Origin of the sequence: Halomonas sp. H10-59 (assembly GCF_040070555.1) — a bacterium.
In the GTDB taxonomy this organism is placed as follows: Bacteria; Pseudomonadota; Gammaproteobacteria; order Pseudomonadales; family Halomonadaceae; genus Halomonas; species Halomonas litopenaei.
Genome location: NZ_CP098828.1, coordinates 1,890,371 through 1,906,155, shown reverse-complemented (window position 1 = coordinate 1,906,155; position 15,785 = coordinate 1,890,371). Strand labels below are relative to the sequence as shown.

Below are 15,785 nucleotides of genomic sequence, written 5' to 3'. Positions count from 1 at the left end.
TATTTTCAGAAAAAGAAAAGACTATGCCGCTATTTTAAGCTAAGAATCCCGGTCCATAAGATTAGAAACCTTTAGCAATAAATCTAGCGCTTCAAATGTTTTCGTAGACTTTCTTGGGCTGCTGAACTTCCGTGCACCAATCTAATTTGGCCAATCCTATTCTCTGCCCCACAAACAAACTGAACCAAACCCTGCTGGTCAGCATGTGCGGAAAATCCCGAAATACTCTTGACGTAGGCACTCACCAGCACGCTCTCCCGGTCAAGAACAACTTCGCTTCCACTTTTCGCTCGCTGAATCTGCCTTCCTGGCGTGCCCTCTGCCTGGTATCCAACAAACAATACGGTGTGGCGAGGATCAGGAAGGAGTCGCTTCAAGTAGTTGACCACCCTGCCCCCTGTGGCCATGCCGCTTGCGGCGATGACGATGGCCCAGGTGTTGGTGGTGGCGAGGTGCTCGACCATGGCGAGATGGTCGTCGTGGCTGTCTACGGTGACGAGGCCATCGAAGCTGAGGGGATGGCGGCCCTGGTCGAGCCGTGCCTTGGCTTCGGTGTCCCACCAGGGCTTGAGGTCTCGGTATACTTCGGTGAAGCGGGCAGCCAGCGGGGAATCGACAATGATCAGGGGGCGCTCGCCTTTCTCTCCTTCCTGTCGCTCGTGCAAGAGGGTTTCGATTTCGTAGAGCAGCTCCTGGGTGCGGCCGATGCTGAAGGCTGGAATGACCACGCTACCGCCCTCGCGCTGTGCACGATAAATCATTTCCTTGAGCTGTGCGCGCCGCGTCCTGCGACCTTCATGCCTTCTATCGCCGTAGGTGCTCTCGAGCACCAGCACGTCTGCCCGCTCCAATGGTGTGGGATCCGGCAATAGCGGAGTGTCGGGCGGCCCAAGGTCCCCCGAGAAGACGTAGCGATTATCCAGACTCGCGCGCTCGTCCTCAACATCAATTTCGACGTATGCTGAACCGAGTATATGCCCCGCGTTCTGTAGACGCACCTTGACCTTGTAACGCTCATCGTTCAGCAAGCTTTTCCAAGCGCCATAGGGACTTGGATCAAGATGCATTTGAACGGTATCAAGAAACCGCCCGATTAGCCTGCGGTCACGGGTAAAGCCGATTTTAAGGGCATCCTCGATCACCAGCGGCAGCAGCCGCGCACTCGGCGGGGTACAGATGATGGGGCCCTTGAACCCTGCTGCCTTCAGGTAGGGCAGGCGACCGATATGGTCGATATGTACGTGAGTCACCACCAGGGCGATGACGTCGTCGATCGGAAATTCGATCTGGTGTCGCTCGAAGCTGGACTGGCCCTTGAGGTCCTCTCCCTGAAATAGCCCGCAATCGATGAGGATGGCATGGTCAGGAGAAATCTGTAGCCGGTGGCAGCTTCCGGTGACGCCATCGGCGCCACCGTGGTGGACTATGGACGGATATTCCAATGGAACCTGCTCCTTGTTGCCTGAATCAGGGTGACAAGCCCCGACGCCCGCTACCGGGCGCTTGAGAACACGCGATTGGAGCTTCCCCGCCTGGTCTCAAGGACTATCGATATCAATCACCTTTGGCAGGACGAGTGTGGCGGCATTCTCTGCTACCGCGAATTGGCTCGGGGATGGCCAGCCCAGGAGCGAACCTTCTTCCGTTGTGGTGGGAGCGGTATAGGCAATACTTGAATCCAGACATGCAGACCACGCGTACGCATTAGCCATGTCGGGCGAGGCTTCATCAAAGGTGCCATCAACCGCCAACGCCGTCCTGGCCGCCGCCAGCTCTTCCTTGCAGGCATTCACCGCGGCACGCTTCTGAAAGTTGGTGTACTGCGGTATGGCGATGGCTGACAGCAGCCCGATGATGGCCACCACCACCAACAGCTCTATCAGGGTAAAGCCGCCCTGCCCTGCCGGTATCACGGTACCGCTCTGCTCTGAATGACTGGTACTGGTACTGGTACTGCTTTTGCTGTCTTCCATGTTTGATGCTCCCTGTTGGCTTTTTTGCCGTTTCACGGTGGTGCACTTCCTGACCGGTGGCGCGGCTTGGCGAAAATGGCGCTGAGCGAGGCCATCACCCCCCGTAACCCCGCCCTACCGCGTTCGGAGCATCTTACTTGGCGCTGCGAGCGCCTCTGAGGGCTATACGACCAAACCTTGACGCCGATTCGGGTTCGGATAACAAAACCGCCTGTGCGGCCTCTATGGGCGTTCTATCGCGGGGTAGACTGACGGCTAGATTCAGGATGTCGCCGACGGGAGTGATCGGGCCCATCATGGGGCCCACTTCCAGGGAGGGTGCTGTGCCATTTGACCAGGGGTTCGGAAACGGCTTGCCGAAGGGGCCAAACAATGGATTGGCCCAACGGCTGGTGTCACAGGGGTTATTGAGTCCTCCGGCGGCGCTGCGGGCCGAGCGGGAGGCCCAGGACCGCCACAGCACGCTGTTGCGCTACCTGGTGGAGCATGAACTGGTGAGCGTAGGGCCGGCGACCCGAGCAGCGGCAGAAGAATACGATCTGCCGTTTGTCGATCTACAGGAGCTGGAACCGAGCGAACTGCCGGCGCTCTCTTACTTCCCCGAAGCCCTGTTGCGCGAGCATTCGGTGCTGCCACTTAGCCTCGATGATCATCAATTGCACGTGGCGGTACCCTACCCTTCTACTCTTGCTCGCCTGGGTGAGCTGCAGTTCGTCACCGGCAAGAGCTTGAAGCCGGCTCTGGCGCCGCTGGATCAGATTAGAATGCTGCTCGACGCCTACCTGGGTGCCGATCGCCCCGATGATGGCGCCATCGCCGTCGCTCTGGGCGCGCTTGGTGCCTCAGGCGCAAACAGTGCGGGCGCCGACGAACGGTCGGGGAAGATACATCCGTCACGGCAATCGGATCTGGCTTCTGGCCAAGGCGTGGCTTTCGACACTGAACAGGATGCAGATCTAGACGAGGAGCTCCATGCCGGGCTGGGTTCCGGGCTCAGCTCCAGTCTGAACGACCAGGCCGATGACGCGCCGGTGGTGAAGTTCGTCAATACCATCCTGCGTGACGCGGTAAGAAAGCGTGCCTCTGACATCCACTTCGAGCCCTTCGAGGAGTCCTTTCGGGTGCGCTTTCGCATCGATGGCCTACTCCACGAGGTGGCCCAGCCGCCGCTTAACCTTCGCGGTCGCATCGCCTCGCGCCTTAAGGTGATGGCGCGGATGGACATCTCGGAACGCCGCCTGCCCCAGGACGGCACCATCAAGGTCCAGCTCGACGATGGCGAGGACATCGACTTTAGGGTCAACTCGCTGCCTACCGTCTACGGCGAGAAGATCGTGCTTAGACTGCTGGGCTCCAGGTCGGCACGCCTGGGTATCGAGCAGCTCGGCTTTTCACCGGACCAGCGCCGGCTGTTCGAGGCTGCCCTGGCAAGTCCCCAGGGGATGATTCTGGTCACCGGTCCCACCGGCAGCGGCAAGACGGTGACGCTGTACACCGGCATCCACCAGCTCAACGCTGTCGAGCGCAATATCTGTACCGCCGAGGACCCGGTGGAGATCAAGCTGTCCGGGATCAATCAGGTCAATGTGGCGCCCCGCATTGGCCTGGATTTCGCCAATGCACTGCGCGCCTTTCTGCGCCAGGACCCAGACGTGGTGATGGTCGGCGAGGTGCGCGACCGGGAAACCGCCGAGATCGCGATCAAGGCCGCCCAGACCGGCCACCTGGTGCTGTCCACGCTGCACACCAATTCCGCCGCCGATACCCTGTCACGGCTTTCGAACATGGGCATCGAAGCCTTCAATATCGCCAGTGCGGTCAGCTTGATCGTGGCCCAACGCCTGGCGAGGCGCCTGTGCAGCCAGTGTCGATCCCCGGTCACCCTTCCTGCCGAGGTACTAGTGCAGCGGGGCCTGAACCAGGCCGAGGCCGACAGCGCCCAGCTGTATGAGGCCGTGGGCTGTCGTCACTGCACCCAGGGCTACAAGGGGCGGGTCGGGCTATTTGAGGTGGTGCCCGTGGACCAACACATGCGCCGGCTGATCCTGGAAGGGGGCAGCGCCGATGACTTCGACGCCCTGGCCCGCGCCCAGGGCTACCCGAATCTTCGTCGCAGCGGCCTTAACCGGGTGCTCGAAGGCGTGACCAGTCTGGCCGAGGTCTGCCGCATCACCGCCGCATGAGACCTCCGCATGAAACCGCCGCCCTTACCTCCACCATTTGAGTCCACCGACACGTGCCCTTTCGTCATCGCTCGCCTTCTACGGCTCCGCCTGCCTCTTCGTCCATGTCGTCGTCCTCGCCGGCCTCGCCTCCTAGGCCCCCCGGGCAGGTGGGTGGCTACACGCCTGATGCAACGCCGGGGGAGCCAGCCTCTTCTGCCTCCGGTGGATCGGGTTCTCACGCTGGCCACAGCCACCTTTCAGCGGGATCGACTGGGTCCAACGGATCAAGCGAGTCAAACGGGTCACGCGACCACCTGCGCAGTGCACGCCGTTCCGCACCCCCGCATCCGCGCCAGAGGTGCTGGCACTGGAAAGGCGAGGATCGCCAGGGCCAGCGGCGCAGCGGGGTGCTGCTGGCAACCGGCCGTCCCGAGGCCCAGCGCCAGTTGCATCAGCTTGGTGTGATCCCGCGCAAGCTGCGCCAGGGCGGCACGCTTGCGCGCTTCGAGCGCCAGATATCGCCCCGGGATCTCACCCTGTTCTCGCGCCAGCTGGCGACCCTGCTGACCGCCGGCGTGCCGTTGTTGCAGGCCTTTCACGTGCTGGGCGAAAGCCTTTCAAAGCCAGCCATGCGGCTAGTCGTCCAGGCACTGGGCATGGACGTCAGCGCCGGGGCCAGCATGGCCCAGGCGCTGTCCCGCCACCCGCTCACCTTCGATGCGCTGTACGTCAATCTGGTCGCCGCCGGTGAGCAGTCGGGTACGCTGGACCGCATGCTCGAGCGACTGGCCGGCCACCTGGAAAAGCGCGAGCGATTGAAGGCGCGGGTTCGCAAGGCGCTGTGGTATCCCTCCACCGTAGTGGCGGTAGGCATCGCGGTCAGCGCCATCCTGCTGATCAAGGTGGTGCCTCAGTTCGAACAGATGTTCGAGGGCGTCGGGGCAAGCCTGCCCCCGCTGACTCGGCTGACCATCGAGCTTTCGGAGTTCGCCCAGCAATGGTGGCTGGTGCTGCTGGGAAGCGCAGGCGTGATGGCCGGTGCGGCGAAATGGTGGATCAAGCGCTCGGCCAGGGCGCGCTTCGGCGCTCACGGCCTGGCGCTCAGACTACCGGTGGTGGGGGCGATTCTGGAGAACGCTTCGGTGGCACGCTTCTGTCGTACCCTGGCCACCGCCTTCGCCGCTGGCGTGCCCTTGGTGGAAGCGCTGAAGACCGCCGCCGGCGCTTGCGGCAATGACGTCTACCGACAGGCGGTGGCGGCAGTGCAGAACGAGGTCGCCAGTGGCCAGCGACTCCACCTGGCGATGCGGGCGACGCGGCGATTCCCGCCACTGGCACTGCAGATGGTGGCCATCGGCGAGGAAGCCGGCGCCCTGGACAGCATGTTGACGCGGGTGGCGGATCACTTCGAGCGCGAGGTGGACGATCGCGTCGACACCCTGACAAGCCTCTTGGAGCCGCTGATCATCGTGGTGCTGGGCGTGGTGGTGGGTGGCCTAGTGCTGGCGATGTATCTACCGATCTTCCAGTTGGGCAACGTCATCTAAACGACGCAGGCCATTTCTGCGCGCCAATTCTCGATGCGACTCACCCCTCTACGTTGACGCACGGGTGTCTCCATTCGCCCCCTGACGGGTTATCGGAATAGGGTGTCAGACGATACGATACTTATCCTGACAGTGGGGCCTCGGCCCCGTTCATGGGGGCTGTCTCCAGGACGATCTGGAACTTTTCCTGTCTGGTCCATTGATCGGGTGTGGAGGAACGTGAAGGCAAAACCTGCCCCCTTGCTCTGCCTGTTTCCGCCAATTGTAAAGGGTTTGATCTTATCCAGTAGCGGTGGACTGAAATGACCCCCTCCAGAGCTACACAGGCTATAGTGCAGCAATCAAGAGGACGCAATGAGCAACGAACCCACCGTCAAACACTGGACTGCGAAGCGCAAAGCCGCCGTGGTCATGGACATCTTCAAGGGCAAGATCACCGTCGCTGAAGTGGCTCGGCAGCATGACCTCACCTTTTCCGAGGTCGAAGGCTGGATCGAGGAGGCCCAGCGCAGCATGGAAAACGGTTTCCGGGCCCGCCCCAAGGACATCCGCAAGCAGTATGCGTCCGATCTGCGGGAGACTAAGGAGGCGCTGGGCGAGGCCCACCTACAGATCTACGCGCTAAAAAAAGGTTCATCGCAGATTAGCGTGAAACGGGCAAGGCGCGTGAGACAGGCAGGATAGAGAAACGGCAGTAAATCCGAGTAAGCTGATATTCGCCAAAACGTCAGCCTACGGACACCGCCGTTGCTATGGATACTACCCCGCTCTGCCTGATCTGGAAAGGCTTCACCGTCACCCACCACGAGTTCCTGGACGCTCAAACGCTGCGGCTCTAGCTGGAGCCCAAAGACCGGATTCTGCCTGTCTGTAGCGGCTGCGACCACGCCTGTTTCCTGGTACACGACGTGTATCGCCGGCGCGTCCGTGAGGCACCGCTGCTGCTCTACCGAGTAGAGCTCGACGTCCCGGTGCGACGCCTACGCTGCCCGGTCTGTGACTGGACACGCTTGCGGCGCCTGATGATGGACGAGTTCACCCTTCACAAGGGGCAGCGCTACGCCACCGTGGTCGCCTGCGCTGACACCCAACAGGTGGTATGGATCGGGGAAGGCCGCTCCCATGAAGCGATCCGACCGTTCTTCGCGTGGCTGGGCGAGGCGCGAGAGCAGATCGAGGCCGTCGCCATGGAGATGAACTCGGCCTTCGATCTCGAGGTGAAGGACCAATGTCCCAATGCCGAGGTGGTCTATGACCGCTTCCACGTGATGGCCAAATACGGGCGCGAGGTGATGGATCGGGTGCGCGTCGACCAGGCCAACCAGCTGCGCGATGACAAGGCGGCCCGCAAGATCATCAAGGGCAGCCGCTGGCTGCTGCTGCGCAATGCCAACAACCTCAAACCTAAGCAGGCGGTGAAGCTGGAAGAGCTGCTGGCGGCCAATGCGTCACTGACCACGACGTATCTACTCAAGGATCAGCCCAAGACCCTCTGGTTTGCCGATGAAAGAGCACTGATAAAAACCGGACAATCTGAATTGATGAAATCCGGACAAACTTCACTAACGTTGACAAGCCCACTACAACCAAGTCAGACCGCACAGCTCACTGGGCTATATGCCGCCCGTCGCCTATGCCCAAGGGTGTGCATGAAGGTGATCTTACCCAGCACTGGTGGACACCGGTGTAAGCGATCATTCGAGCCTCGAAGACCTCTGGGCTGATCATCCCGATCGCGCTGTGCCGGCGTTGCCGGTTGTAGTCCAACTCTATGTACTCGAACACCAGCCGTCGCATAGTTTCTCGGGTCGTGAGTCGCTCGCCGTGAATGGCCTCGACCTTGAGACTGTGAAAGAAGCTCTCGGCGCAGGCATTGTCGTAACAGTTGCCCTTGGCACTCATGCTGCACCGGAGGTCGTGCCGGGTCAGGGACGACTGGTACAGGGACGAACAATACTGGCTACCACGGTCGCTATGCACGATGACGCCCTTGGGCATCTTGCGGCTCCACAGCGCCATCTGAAGCTCGTCGCCGACCAGGTCAGCGGTCATGCGCTCGCTCATCGCCCGGCCGATCACCTTGCGTGAATACAGGTCAATCAGTACCGCCAGGTAGAGCCAGCCCTCACCCGTCGCCAGGTAAGTGATGTCGCCGACCCATTTCTGGTTCGGCGCCGTGGCACTGAAGTCTTGCTCCAGCAGATTCGGTGCGACGGGCAGGCCATGCCGTGAGTTCGTCGTGGCCTTGAACTTACGCGCGGCTTTCGCCCGCAAGTTTTGCCGACGTTGGCTGGCGGCCACGGTATTGAGGCAGATGGCTACGCCTGCATCGTTCAGGTCATGGGTCAGCCTGGGCGCTACGTTTCCACGGTGAGCCGGGAAGTCGCTCGCCATGGAGGACGCGACCAGTATCGGGCCAGTACTACTGATGAGGCTGCATGGGAGCATGCCAAACGCCCTAAGGTGTGCCATCTGGCAACTGTGTCCCCGAACTGCGGCAGCTAGTGGCGGAAAAGCTTGCACTACAGTTGTCTCCTGAGCAGATCTCGGGCTGGCTGAAACTCCGTTTCCCGAGAGACCGGCGCATGCAGGTGTCACATGAGACGATTTACCGCAGCCTTTACATCCAAGCGCGCGGTGTACTGAAGAAGGAACTGATGCAGCATCTGCGTTATAAGCGCATGATGCGCCGCTCCAAGCTTGCTACGAGTCAGCCGCGGGACAGATCAGGGATGCGGTGTCCATCCGAGAACGTCCTCCAGAGGCGGAGGACCGGGCGATTCCGGGGCACTGGGAAGGAGATTTGATCACCGGTGCCAAAAATTCCCACATTGCTACGTTGGTCGAGCGTCACTCTCGCTTCACCATGCTAGTTCAGGTGGATGGCAAGGATACGACCAGTGTGATCGCTGGCTTGATAAGAGAGGCCCAGCGGCTGCCGGCTGGTCTGAGAGGATATCTGACATGGGATCGGGGCACAGAGCTGGCGGCACATAAGGACTTCACGGTTGCGACCGATATTCAAGTCTACTTCTGCGACCCTCAGAGCCCATGGCAGCGGGGAACCAACGAGAATACCAACCGCCTGCTAAGACAGTACTACCCAAAAGGGACAGATCTATCCACGTTCACCCAGCAAGACCTTGATCAGGTGGCCATGCGGCTTAACGAGCGCCCCAGGAAAACGCTGGGATACAAGACACCTGCCGAAGTCTTATCCACCACCGTTGCATTGACCGGTTGAGCGCAAGGCGGCTTTTTTTGCGATTTCAAGCTCTTCCGACTTCTCAGCCAGCTGACGCTTGAGCCTCGCGTTCTCTTCCGCCAAGGCCTGCTCGCGAGCCGAGGCACTCTGCTGCTGCTGAGCCTTGGCTCGCCATTGGTAGAGCTGGCTGGGTTGAAGACCCAGCTCGCGGGCGGCGGCACTGGTACCAACACGGTCAGCGAGTGCCAAGGCCTCGTCCTTGTAGACCTGGGAGTAACGGGTGCGAGTCTTCTTCATCGACGTTGCTTGCCTTGCCATGGGGTCACCTCGTTCAGTGTACTGCCTTAACGGGGTGTCCACTGTTGGTGGGCAAGATCATTTGGCGTAGTAAGTTGGCGTGCCGACAACGCACTTGAGAAACGGCATCAACGTATCGCCAGTCGTCAGGGTACCGTCGAAGTCGAAGAAAGCTACGGGGCGGGCGTTGGAGGCATCATTCTTGCTCATAGCGACATCCGTTTGAAGATAGCCTCGGGGATATGCTTGATAATCAGCATAATGCTCCACCAGAACCACGGCAGGTACACCTCGTTCTTGCCCTTTTGCATCGCCTGGATGATGCCTTTGGCGACCTGCTCGGGCTTGGCCCACAGCGGCCCACCTTTATCGAACTCAGCAGTCATGGGGGTATCCACGAAACCAGGCTTGATGGTAACCACGTCGACGTTAGCCTTGGCCAACCGGTTGCGCAGCCCCTGGAGGAACAGAGTGATCATTCCCTTGGCAGCGCCGTATACATAGTTACTCTGCCGCCCCCGGTCGCCGGCCACCGAGCTGATCACGGCAATCACGCCACGCTGCTGTTGTTCAAGGCGGTTGGCGAGCAGGGTCAGCAGGTTGATCACGCTCAAGGCGTTGGTCTCGATCTCCTGCCGAGTCAGAGCGCTATCTGCCTGGCAGGCCTGCTGGTCCGGCAGGGTGCCGTGGGCGATCAGCACGCCGTCGATGCCGCCCAGCTGCTGTTCGGCGGTATCGATGAACTGAGCATGCTGAGAGCAGTCTGTAAGGTCCGCTACGCTACCGTCGATGTGCTGCTGATCGCCCGCTCGGATCTTGAGGTCCTCGATCAGGGCCACCAGCTTGTCGCGATTGCGCCCCACGCAGTAGAGAGAGGCACCCTGGGCGACCAGCTGCCGGGCGGTCTGCTCGGCAATGGCGGAGGTCGCCCCGAAGAGAATTACACGTTTGAGGGAGTTCATGAGGTTACACGCTGCCAGAATCGGGAAGAAAAGCCAGGGTCGACGTACTCGCTAAAGGCCTCCCAATGAGGAAAGCCGGACTTGAAAAGACTCGCCGGCATGCGGGCGTCCTTGCCGGGGTAGAGAGCGCCACCGGCCTCACGCACAATGGCATCCAGCTCCTCGAAAAGGCGCCGTGTCTTGTTACCCCGGTTGGGGAAGTCAAGGGCCAGGGTAGTGCCGGGGCGCGGGAACGACAGCATACCCAGTGAGGGCGTATGCCCAAAGGTCTTGAGTACGGCAAGAAACGAGCCCTCGCCGCGCCTGGCGATGGTGTCGAGCAGCGCTGCCGTGGCGGCCTCGGCCTCAAGGGGCGGGATCACACACTGGTACTGGTAGAAGCCCCGCCGCCCATAGATCCGGTTCCAGCCCTGAATGGCATCCAATGGATAGAAGTACGGCACATAGTGGGTCAGCGCCCCCTGGGGCTTTACCGGTTGGCGGTAGTAGAGGGTATTGAAGGCACGCAGACTCAGGCCGTTGACCAGCGAGAACGGCAGATCGATGGGTAAGCGTTTGCCGCCTTCCTTGAAAGTCGGCAATTCGGCCTGTGCCGCCGCATGCTGGCCGGCCAGCAGGATGCCCCGGCCCTGGGCCTTGCCTTTAGCCAGACAGTCGATCCAGGCCACGGTGTAAGGCCAGCGGGACTCGGCGCGACGGTTGAGCGTCCAGAACTCGTTTAGGTTGGTGAAGCGCTGCGACTCGACCCACATCCAGGGATTCTGGATGGGCATTAGCTGAAGATCGACCCAGCGAATCAATCCGGTCAGGCCCAGACCGCCGATGGTGGCCTCAAACCAGCCACTGTCATCCTCCGGACGGCACTCGACTACGCTGCCATCGCTGCGCCACAACTCCAGTGCACGCACAGAGTGGCCGAAACTGCCCACGGCATGGTGGTTCTTGCCATGTACATCGTTCGCAACGGCGCCGCCAACGGTGGCAAGTCGCGTTCCTGGCGTACTGGGCAGGAACCAGCCTCGTGGCACCACCAAGGCGAGGATCTCGGCCAGTGTCACTCCCGCCTCACAGCGCACGACACCTCGCTGTGGGTCAAACTCCATGAAGCGGTCGAGCCCTCGGGTCAACAGCAGAGTCCCTCTCTCGGTTAGACACACGTCGCCGTAACTTCGGCCATTGCCGTGGGCCAGCAGCGGCCTAGGCAGATGGTCCGGCACGCCGCGACTGCGCTGGGTTAGGGTATGTATCGCCTCAGGTTCCACTCTCGGCAGGCGGTTCCAGGAATTCGGGACTCTCATGCCCCCCCCTCCGCCAGCACTTCCCCGTGCCGGCTGCGGATCAGCGCCACCAGACCGATAACTACAGCAAACCACAGCGTCGCCAATCGGATGAACACCGTCGCTGCGATGGCAGCGGGCATTGTCATGCCCTTCAGGACGAGCAACGAGGCCATCACCGCCTCCGCGCCGCCGAGACCGCCCGGCAGAAAGCTCAGCGCGCCGGCCAGCATCGCCAGCGCGTAGACGAAGATGGCAAACGACAACGAGATATCAGCGCCTAACCAGCCCAGCATCCAATAGAAGGCCAGTGCCTCGGCCCCCCAGGCAATCACACTAATCACTGTGGCCACGCCCAGCAGACGGGGACGATGACACAAACGCGCACCATGAAGAGTCTCACTGATATGGGCTACCAAGGCCATTAACTTTCCCTCGCGATCTGCAGCCCACCGGTACAGCCAGTCTAACAGCGACTGGCTAGACAGACAGACGAGCACCACCAGGATCCCCAGCACTCCGGCAAGTACAATGCCGCGCGCCTGGGGATATTGGGTCAACCCCAACAGTGTGAGCAGTACAATGGCAACAAGATCAGATAGACGCTCGCTAACGAAAGCAGCAAAGGTCGTTGGAAATGGCACCCCGCGCTGCTTGAGAAGCACGCCCCTGAAGGCCTCACCCGCTTTGCCCGGTGTAGTGGTCAGGGCAAAGCCGCTGAGGTAGATCCGCAGGCTCGGTTTAAAGGCCACGCGATGGCCCAATTGCTTGAGGTAGAGCTGCCAGCGAGCGAAACGTAGCGCATAGTTCAACAGCGATAGGCTCAGGACGATCAGAGTTCCCAGCCAACCAATCTCCGCGAAGGCAGACAATACCTCTTTCCAGCCGCCCCATAGGGAAAACGCAAGGTAGCCTATTGCCGCCACCACAATGGAAATCACTAGCGCTCGCAGCCGCCACCCCTCAAGGTGATTTTTGCTCGCCGTCATGAGAGGACCCACAGTGCCGACCCCACCCAGCCAACGACGGTCGCCAGCAAGTGGCGATCAGTGACCAAATCCTTGGCCGCATCATTACCCCTAGACCGGTGATGTAACAGATAGAGATAGCGAAAGATGCCGTACACCACGAAGGGCAAGGTATAGATCAGACCATCACTACCGTGCATGGCAATCGTACTTGGCGAAACTGTATACATGCCGTATGCCAAGATGGTGCAAGCAGCAGTAACTGCTATGAACTGCTCAAGCATCGCCGGACTATAATCGTCAAGCACTCGTCGAGTAAGGCCTCCGTTGGTCTGCGCGTTACTCTCTAACATAAGCAATTCCGCACGGCGCTTCGAAAAACCCAGAAATAACGTGACCATCAGGCCGCAGAGCAGCAACCAAGCGGACGGCTCGATACCCAGCCCCACAGTGCCGGCCAAAATGCGCAGCATAAAGCCAGATGAGATCAGGAACACATCGAGGATCACCACATGCTTGAAGTACCATGAATAGAAGATGTTAATGACGAAGTAAGCAGCCACGAATAGAGCGACCCAGCCGCTGACCAGTACTGCCAGCGCCACCGAACCCACCACCAAACCCAATAGAAACCGCTTCGCGGCCGCAACCGAGATGGTACCGCTCGGCAAAGGACGGCGACACTTTACGGGATGCGCGCGATCAGCCTCGACGTCTAGAATGTCGTTGAGCACATAAACCCCGCTGGCCATGCAGCAGAACGCCAGAAAGACCAGCAGCGCTTGAGAGAGAGTCACCGGATCCCACTGGTGTGCAAACAGCGGTCCGACCAGCACAAAGCCATTCTTGAGATACTGGTGGGGCCTCGCCAAACTTACAAAGGAACGCATACACGGCAACCATATCGTAAAGCATTAATTTTACAGGCACTTTTCTTTCGACCACCTAGCACAGACGTAGCCAGTGCAGCATAATAGCGATAATTCTAAGAGAATTCGATCCCAGCGATGCCTCGCACGAGCTAGATCATTCGCCTCAGGATCAGGGTTGTCAGCGAGACCAGAGCATGAACTAAATCACTGTTCGCAAAGCCAGTCGAAGAGTCCTTCCACCAAGAGCTTCTGAAGTGGCGTCCGTTCGTTAGACCTTTCATATCGAGCCACCTAGTCGTGCAGCCACACCGCCGTGCCAGGCGGTGCTTCGTCGAACAGCCGCAACAGGTCGTCGTCACGCAGGCGAATACAGCCATGGGAGTCGGCCACCCCCATGGGCTTGTCCGGCGGGGTGCCGTGAAAATAGATATAGCGGCGCTGGGAATCGACGTCGCCGCCACGATTGAAGCCCGGCTCCAGACCACTGAGCCAGAGGATTCTGGTCAGGATCCAGTCGCGCTCTGGCTGGGCCTGGCCTAGCGCCTCGCTGTAGACCTCACCGGTGGGACGACGGCCACGAAAGACGCAGCCCGCAGGCTGCCCCTCACCGATGGCCGCACGGATCTGGTGCCAGCCCAGCGGGGTCTGACCGCTGCCCTCTTGCTGGCCAGTACCGGCAGCACCGGTGGACACCAGGCATTGCCAGGCAGGGTCTTCACCCCGCCATAGCGTCAGCTGCTGACGCGCGGTGTCGACCTCCACCCACACACCTTCGGTGGGGGGAAGCGCTGCCAATTGCGGGGTATGCATGACCCTGACTCCCTTCTCAGCTTATGCAGTTGGCTCGCGGGTCGCCGGTGGCATCGTCGGCGCCGGCTCCGGCAGTGGCGCCTTCAGCGCTGACACCACCACCGGCATCATGCGGCGCACCAGGTCGCGTACCGAGACATGCTCGTCGTAGTCCTTCTCGGCGATGTCGCGCAGGGCATCGAGCCCAGACAGGGTAAAGATCACGGTGCCCAGCGCAAAGTGCAGACGCCAGAAGCGCTCGGAGTCCGGCAGCTCCGGCGTGGCCTTGCGCACCAGCGCCACGAAACGGGTGAACACGGTGCCGTACTGGTCCTGGATATAGCGACGCAGGTGCCCCTGGGCCTGACTGTAGGCCAGCCCCAGCAGGCGCATGAACACCTTGAGGCTGTGCCGTTCGGCCGGTACCTCGAGCACAGTGCGGGCCATGGTCTCGAGCAGCACCTCCAGCGGAATCACGCGATCACCGTAGCCGCGCTCGAGCTCATCGATGGCGGCATGAAAGCGATCGGAGAAGGGATCCAGGTAGCGGGAGAACACCGCCTGGATCAGCGCCTTCTTGGAGCCGAAGTGGTAGTTGACGGCGGCCAGGTTGACCTTGGCCTTGCCGGTAATGTTGCGCAGCGACGTTTCCGCGAAGCCGCGTTCGGCGAAAAGCACCTCGGCGGTGTCCAGGATGCGCGTCACGGTATCGGTCTGGGCCATTCGCGGGCTCCGTCCAGTCTTGTCAAGGGCAGTTGGAAACAATTGTTTGAATACTGGCTTGAGTGTAAGGGAGCCGCCCTTCTCGCACAATCAACCCTGGCTCCACCCTGTTTCAAACGAATGCATCAGGTGGCGGCCCACTACACCAGTGCCCTGGCACACTATTCCTGGCCTTTCGCGGTTTTACTGGATGTACATCCATACTGTACACTTCACCAAGGGCGAGCATTGACGCCCCTAGCACTGGCAAGCGTCGGCAGCAAGCCGCCGCCAAGCCACCCTGTTCCATCGCCGCCCGTGGGAGGCCGCATGACACGTCCCCTGACCCCTCGCCAGCAAAACGTCTATGACTTTATCGTCAAGACCATGAACGAGCTGGGGTACCCGCCCACCCGCGCGGAAATTTCACGCGCCCTGGGCTTTCGCTCCCCCAATGCTGCCGAAGAACACCTGCGGGCGCTCGAGCGCAAGGGCGCGATTCGCGTGATTCGCGGCACCTCTCGCGGCATCCGCCTGCCGGCCCAGGAGGCCGACTCCGGCGCCGCCAACGAGTCGCCCCAGGAAGCCAGCCCCTCGCAGGGCCTGCCGATCATCGGCGAGGTCGCCGCCGGCAGCCCGATCCTCGCCGCCGAGCACATCGACCGCTACTGCCCGCTGCCGCCGGACTACTTCACCCCCCGCGCAGACTATCTTCTGCGCGTGCGCGGGCTGTCGATGAAGGACGTCGGCATCCTGGAGGGTGACCTGCTGGCGGTGCATCGCACCGAGCGCATCCGCAACGGCCAGATCGTGGTAGCACGCCTGGAGGATGAGGTGACGGTCAAGCGCTTCCAGCGTGACGGCCATCAGGTCACCCTGGAGGCCGAGAACCCCGACTTCGCGCCCATCACCCTGGACCTGCGTCGCGACAGCCTGGATATCGAGGGCGTCGGGGTTGGGGTCATTCGCGGTGGCAACGGCCAGGCCCTGGGCTAGTCGCCGTTTCACCGACGTCGTGCCAGCGCCTG

Annotated in this window: 14 protein-coding genes and 3 pseudogenes; 6 read left to right on the top strand and 11 right to left on the bottom strand. The window is 61.0% G+C overall.

Annotation, left to right across the window (positions count from 1 at the left end; translation table 11 throughout):
• Positions 1-83 precede the first annotated feature (83 nt).
• Both NFG57_RS08470 and NFG57_RS08465 read right to left on the bottom strand, forming a co-directional pair.
• Positions 84-1,442, bottom strand: a complete 1,359-nt coding sequence (locus tag NFG57_RS08470) for an MBL fold metallo-hydrolase (protein WP_348815913.1) — start codon at positions 1,440-1,442, stop codon at positions 84-86.
• A gap of 96 nt (positions 1,443-1,538) precedes the next feature.
• Positions 1,539-1,973: a prepilin-type N-terminal cleavage/methylation domain-containing protein gene (locus NFG57_RS08465; protein ID WP_348815912.1), complete on the bottom strand. Its 435-nt coding sequence runs from the start codon at positions 1,971-1,973 to the stop codon at positions 1,539-1,541.
• 377 nt (positions 1,974-2,350) lie between these two features.
• Between NFG57_RS08465 and pilB the strand changes: the two genes are divergently transcribed.
• The 4 genes from pilB (at position 2,351) to NFG57_RS08445 (ending at position 7,409) form a co-directional block, all read left to right on the top strand.
• Positions 2,351-4,156, top strand: coding sequence for a type IV-A pilus assembly ATPase PilB (gene pilB / locus NFG57_RS08460; RefSeq protein ID WP_348815911.1), 1,806 nt, complete (start codon positions 2,351-2,353; stop codon positions 4,154-4,156).
• Between the two features lie 389 nt (positions 4,157-4,545).
• The gene (locus tag NFG57_RS08455; RefSeq protein WP_348815910.1) at positions 4,546-5,685 is read left to right on the top strand and encodes a type II secretion system F family protein; all 1,140 of its coding nucleotides are present in this window, start codon (positions 4,546-4,548) and stop codon (positions 5,683-5,685) included.
• A gap of 354 nt (positions 5,686-6,039) precedes the next feature.
• The gene (locus NFG57_RS08450; RefSeq protein ID WP_348815908.1) at positions 6,040-6,369 is read left to right on the top strand and encodes a DUF1153 domain-containing protein; all 330 of its coding nucleotides are present in this window, start codon (positions 6,040-6,042) and stop codon (positions 6,367-6,369) included.
• A 338-nt stretch (positions 6,370-6,707) separates the two neighbouring features.
• Positions 6,708-7,409 (top strand): transposase, encoded by a 702-nt coding sequence (locus tag NFG57_RS08445; protein ID WP_348815906.1) that lies wholly within the window; start codon positions 6,708-6,710, stop codon positions 7,407-7,409.
• Here NFG57_RS08445 and NFG57_RS08440 read toward each other — a convergent pair.
• Positions 7,375-8,055: pseudogene (locus tag NFG57_RS08440) on the bottom strand (IS3 family transposase); the annotation flags it as partial. The gene NFG57_RS08445 and the pseudogene NFG57_RS08440 sit on opposite strands and share 35 nt — an antisense overlap.
• Here NFG57_RS08440 and NFG57_RS08435 point away from each other — a divergent pair.
• Positions 8,038-8,929: pseudogene (locus tag NFG57_RS08435) on the top strand (IS30 family transposase); the annotation flags it as partial. The pseudogenes NFG57_RS08440 and NFG57_RS08435 sit on opposite strands and share 18 nt — an antisense overlap.
• A 12-nt stretch (positions 8,930-8,941) precedes the next feature.
• On the opposite strand, the pseudogene NFG57_RS08430 reads toward NFG57_RS08435, so the two are convergent.
• The 8 genes and pseudogenes from NFG57_RS08430 to NFG57_RS08395 form a co-directional block, all read right to left on the bottom strand.
• Positions 8,942-9,208: pseudogene (locus NFG57_RS08430) on the bottom strand (transposase); the annotation flags it as partial.
• A 57-nt stretch (positions 9,209-9,265) separates the two neighbouring features.
• Positions 9,266-9,397, bottom strand: a complete 132-nt coding sequence (locus NFG57_RS08425; RefSeq protein ID WP_348815905.1) for a hypothetical protein — start codon at positions 9,395-9,397, stop codon at positions 9,266-9,268.
• Complete coding sequence (locus NFG57_RS08420; protein ID WP_348815904.1) at positions 9,394-10,149, bottom strand: SDR family oxidoreductase; 756 nt, start codon at positions 10,147-10,149, stop codon at positions 9,394-9,396. The genes NFG57_RS08425 and NFG57_RS08420 overlap by 4 nt, the downstream gene beginning before the upstream one ends.
• Positions 10,146-11,447: an FAD-binding oxidoreductase gene (locus NFG57_RS08415; RefSeq protein WP_348815903.1), complete on the bottom strand. Its 1,302-nt coding sequence runs from the start codon at positions 11,445-11,447 to the stop codon at positions 10,146-10,148. The genes NFG57_RS08420 and NFG57_RS08415 overlap by 4 nt, the downstream gene beginning before the upstream one ends.
• On the bottom strand, positions 11,444-12,415 hold the full coding sequence (locus tag NFG57_RS08410; protein WP_348815902.1) for a lysylphosphatidylglycerol synthase transmembrane domain-containing protein: 972 nt from the start codon (positions 12,413-12,415) through the stop codon (positions 11,444-11,446). Before NFG57_RS08410 ends, NFG57_RS08415 begins: the two co-directional genes overlap by 4 nt.
• Positions 12,412-13,284: a decaprenyl-phosphate phosphoribosyltransferase gene (locus NFG57_RS08405; protein ID WP_348815901.1), complete on the bottom strand. Its 873-nt coding sequence runs from the start codon at positions 13,282-13,284 to the stop codon at positions 12,412-12,414. The genes NFG57_RS08410 and NFG57_RS08405 overlap by 4 nt, the downstream gene beginning before the upstream one ends.
• Positions 13,285-13,557: 273 nt before the next feature.
• A complete protein-coding gene (locus tag NFG57_RS08400; RefSeq protein WP_348815900.1) occupies positions 13,558-14,076 on the bottom strand; it encodes a L,D-transpeptidase in 519 nt (172 codons plus the stop codon).
• Between the two features lie 21 nt (positions 14,077-14,097).
• The gene (locus NFG57_RS08395; protein ID WP_045994566.1) at positions 14,098-14,778 is read right to left on the bottom strand and encodes a TetR/AcrR family transcriptional regulator; all 681 of its coding nucleotides are present in this window, start codon (positions 14,776-14,778) and stop codon (positions 14,098-14,100) included.
• 309 nt (positions 14,779-15,087) lie between these two features.
• Between NFG57_RS08395 and lexA the strand changes: the two genes are divergently transcribed.
• The gene (gene lexA / locus NFG57_RS08390; protein WP_108132779.1) at positions 15,088-15,753 is read left to right on the top strand and encodes a transcriptional repressor LexA; all 666 of its coding nucleotides are present in this window, start codon (positions 15,088-15,090) and stop codon (positions 15,751-15,753) included.
• The last annotated feature ends 32 nt before the right edge of the window (positions 15,754-15,785 follow it).

Excerpts from the sequence above, each read along its gene's own strand:
- NFG57_RS08465 (WP_348815912.1), bottom strand. The coding sequence starts at position 1,973 with ATGGAAGACAGCAAAAGCAGTACCAGTACCAGTACCAGTCATTCAGAG.
- NFG57_RS08450 (WP_348815908.1), top strand. The coding sequence starts at position 6,040 with ATGAGCAACGAACCCACCGTCAAACACTGGACTGCGAAGCGCAAAGCC.
- NFG57_RS08445 (WP_348815906.1), top strand. The coding sequence starts at position 6,708 with ATGATGGACGAGTTCACCCTTCACAAGGGGCAGCGCTACGCCACCGTG.
- NFG57_RS08425 (WP_348815905.1), bottom strand. The coding sequence starts at position 9,397 with ATGAGCAAGAATGATGCCTCCAACGCCCGCCCCGTAGCTTTCTTCGAC.
- NFG57_RS08420 (WP_348815904.1), bottom strand. The coding sequence starts at position 10,149 with ATGAACTCCCTCAAACGTGTAATTCTCTTCGGGGCGACCTCCGCCATT.
- NFG57_RS08415 (WP_348815903.1), bottom strand. The coding sequence starts at position 11,447 with ATGAGAGTCCCGAATTCCTGGAACCGCCTGCCGAGAGTGGAACCTGAG.
- NFG57_RS08410 (WP_348815902.1), bottom strand. The coding sequence starts at position 12,415 with ATGACGGCGAGCAAAAATCACCTTGAGGGGTGGCGGCTGCGAGCGCTA.
- NFG57_RS08405 (WP_348815901.1), bottom strand. The coding sequence starts at position 13,284 with ATGCGTTCCTTTGTAAGTTTGGCGAGGCCCCACCAGTATCTCAAGAAT.
- NFG57_RS08400 (WP_348815900.1), bottom strand. The coding sequence starts at position 14,076 with ATGCATACCCCGCAATTGGCAGCGCTTCCCCCCACCGAAGGTGTGTGG.
- NFG57_RS08395 (WP_045994566.1), bottom strand. The coding sequence starts at position 14,778 with ATGGCCCAGACCGATACCGTGACGCGCATCCTGGACACCGCCGAGGTG.
- lexA (WP_108132779.1), top strand. The coding sequence starts at position 15,088 with ATGACACGTCCCCTGACCCCTCGCCAGCAAAACGTCTATGACTTTATC.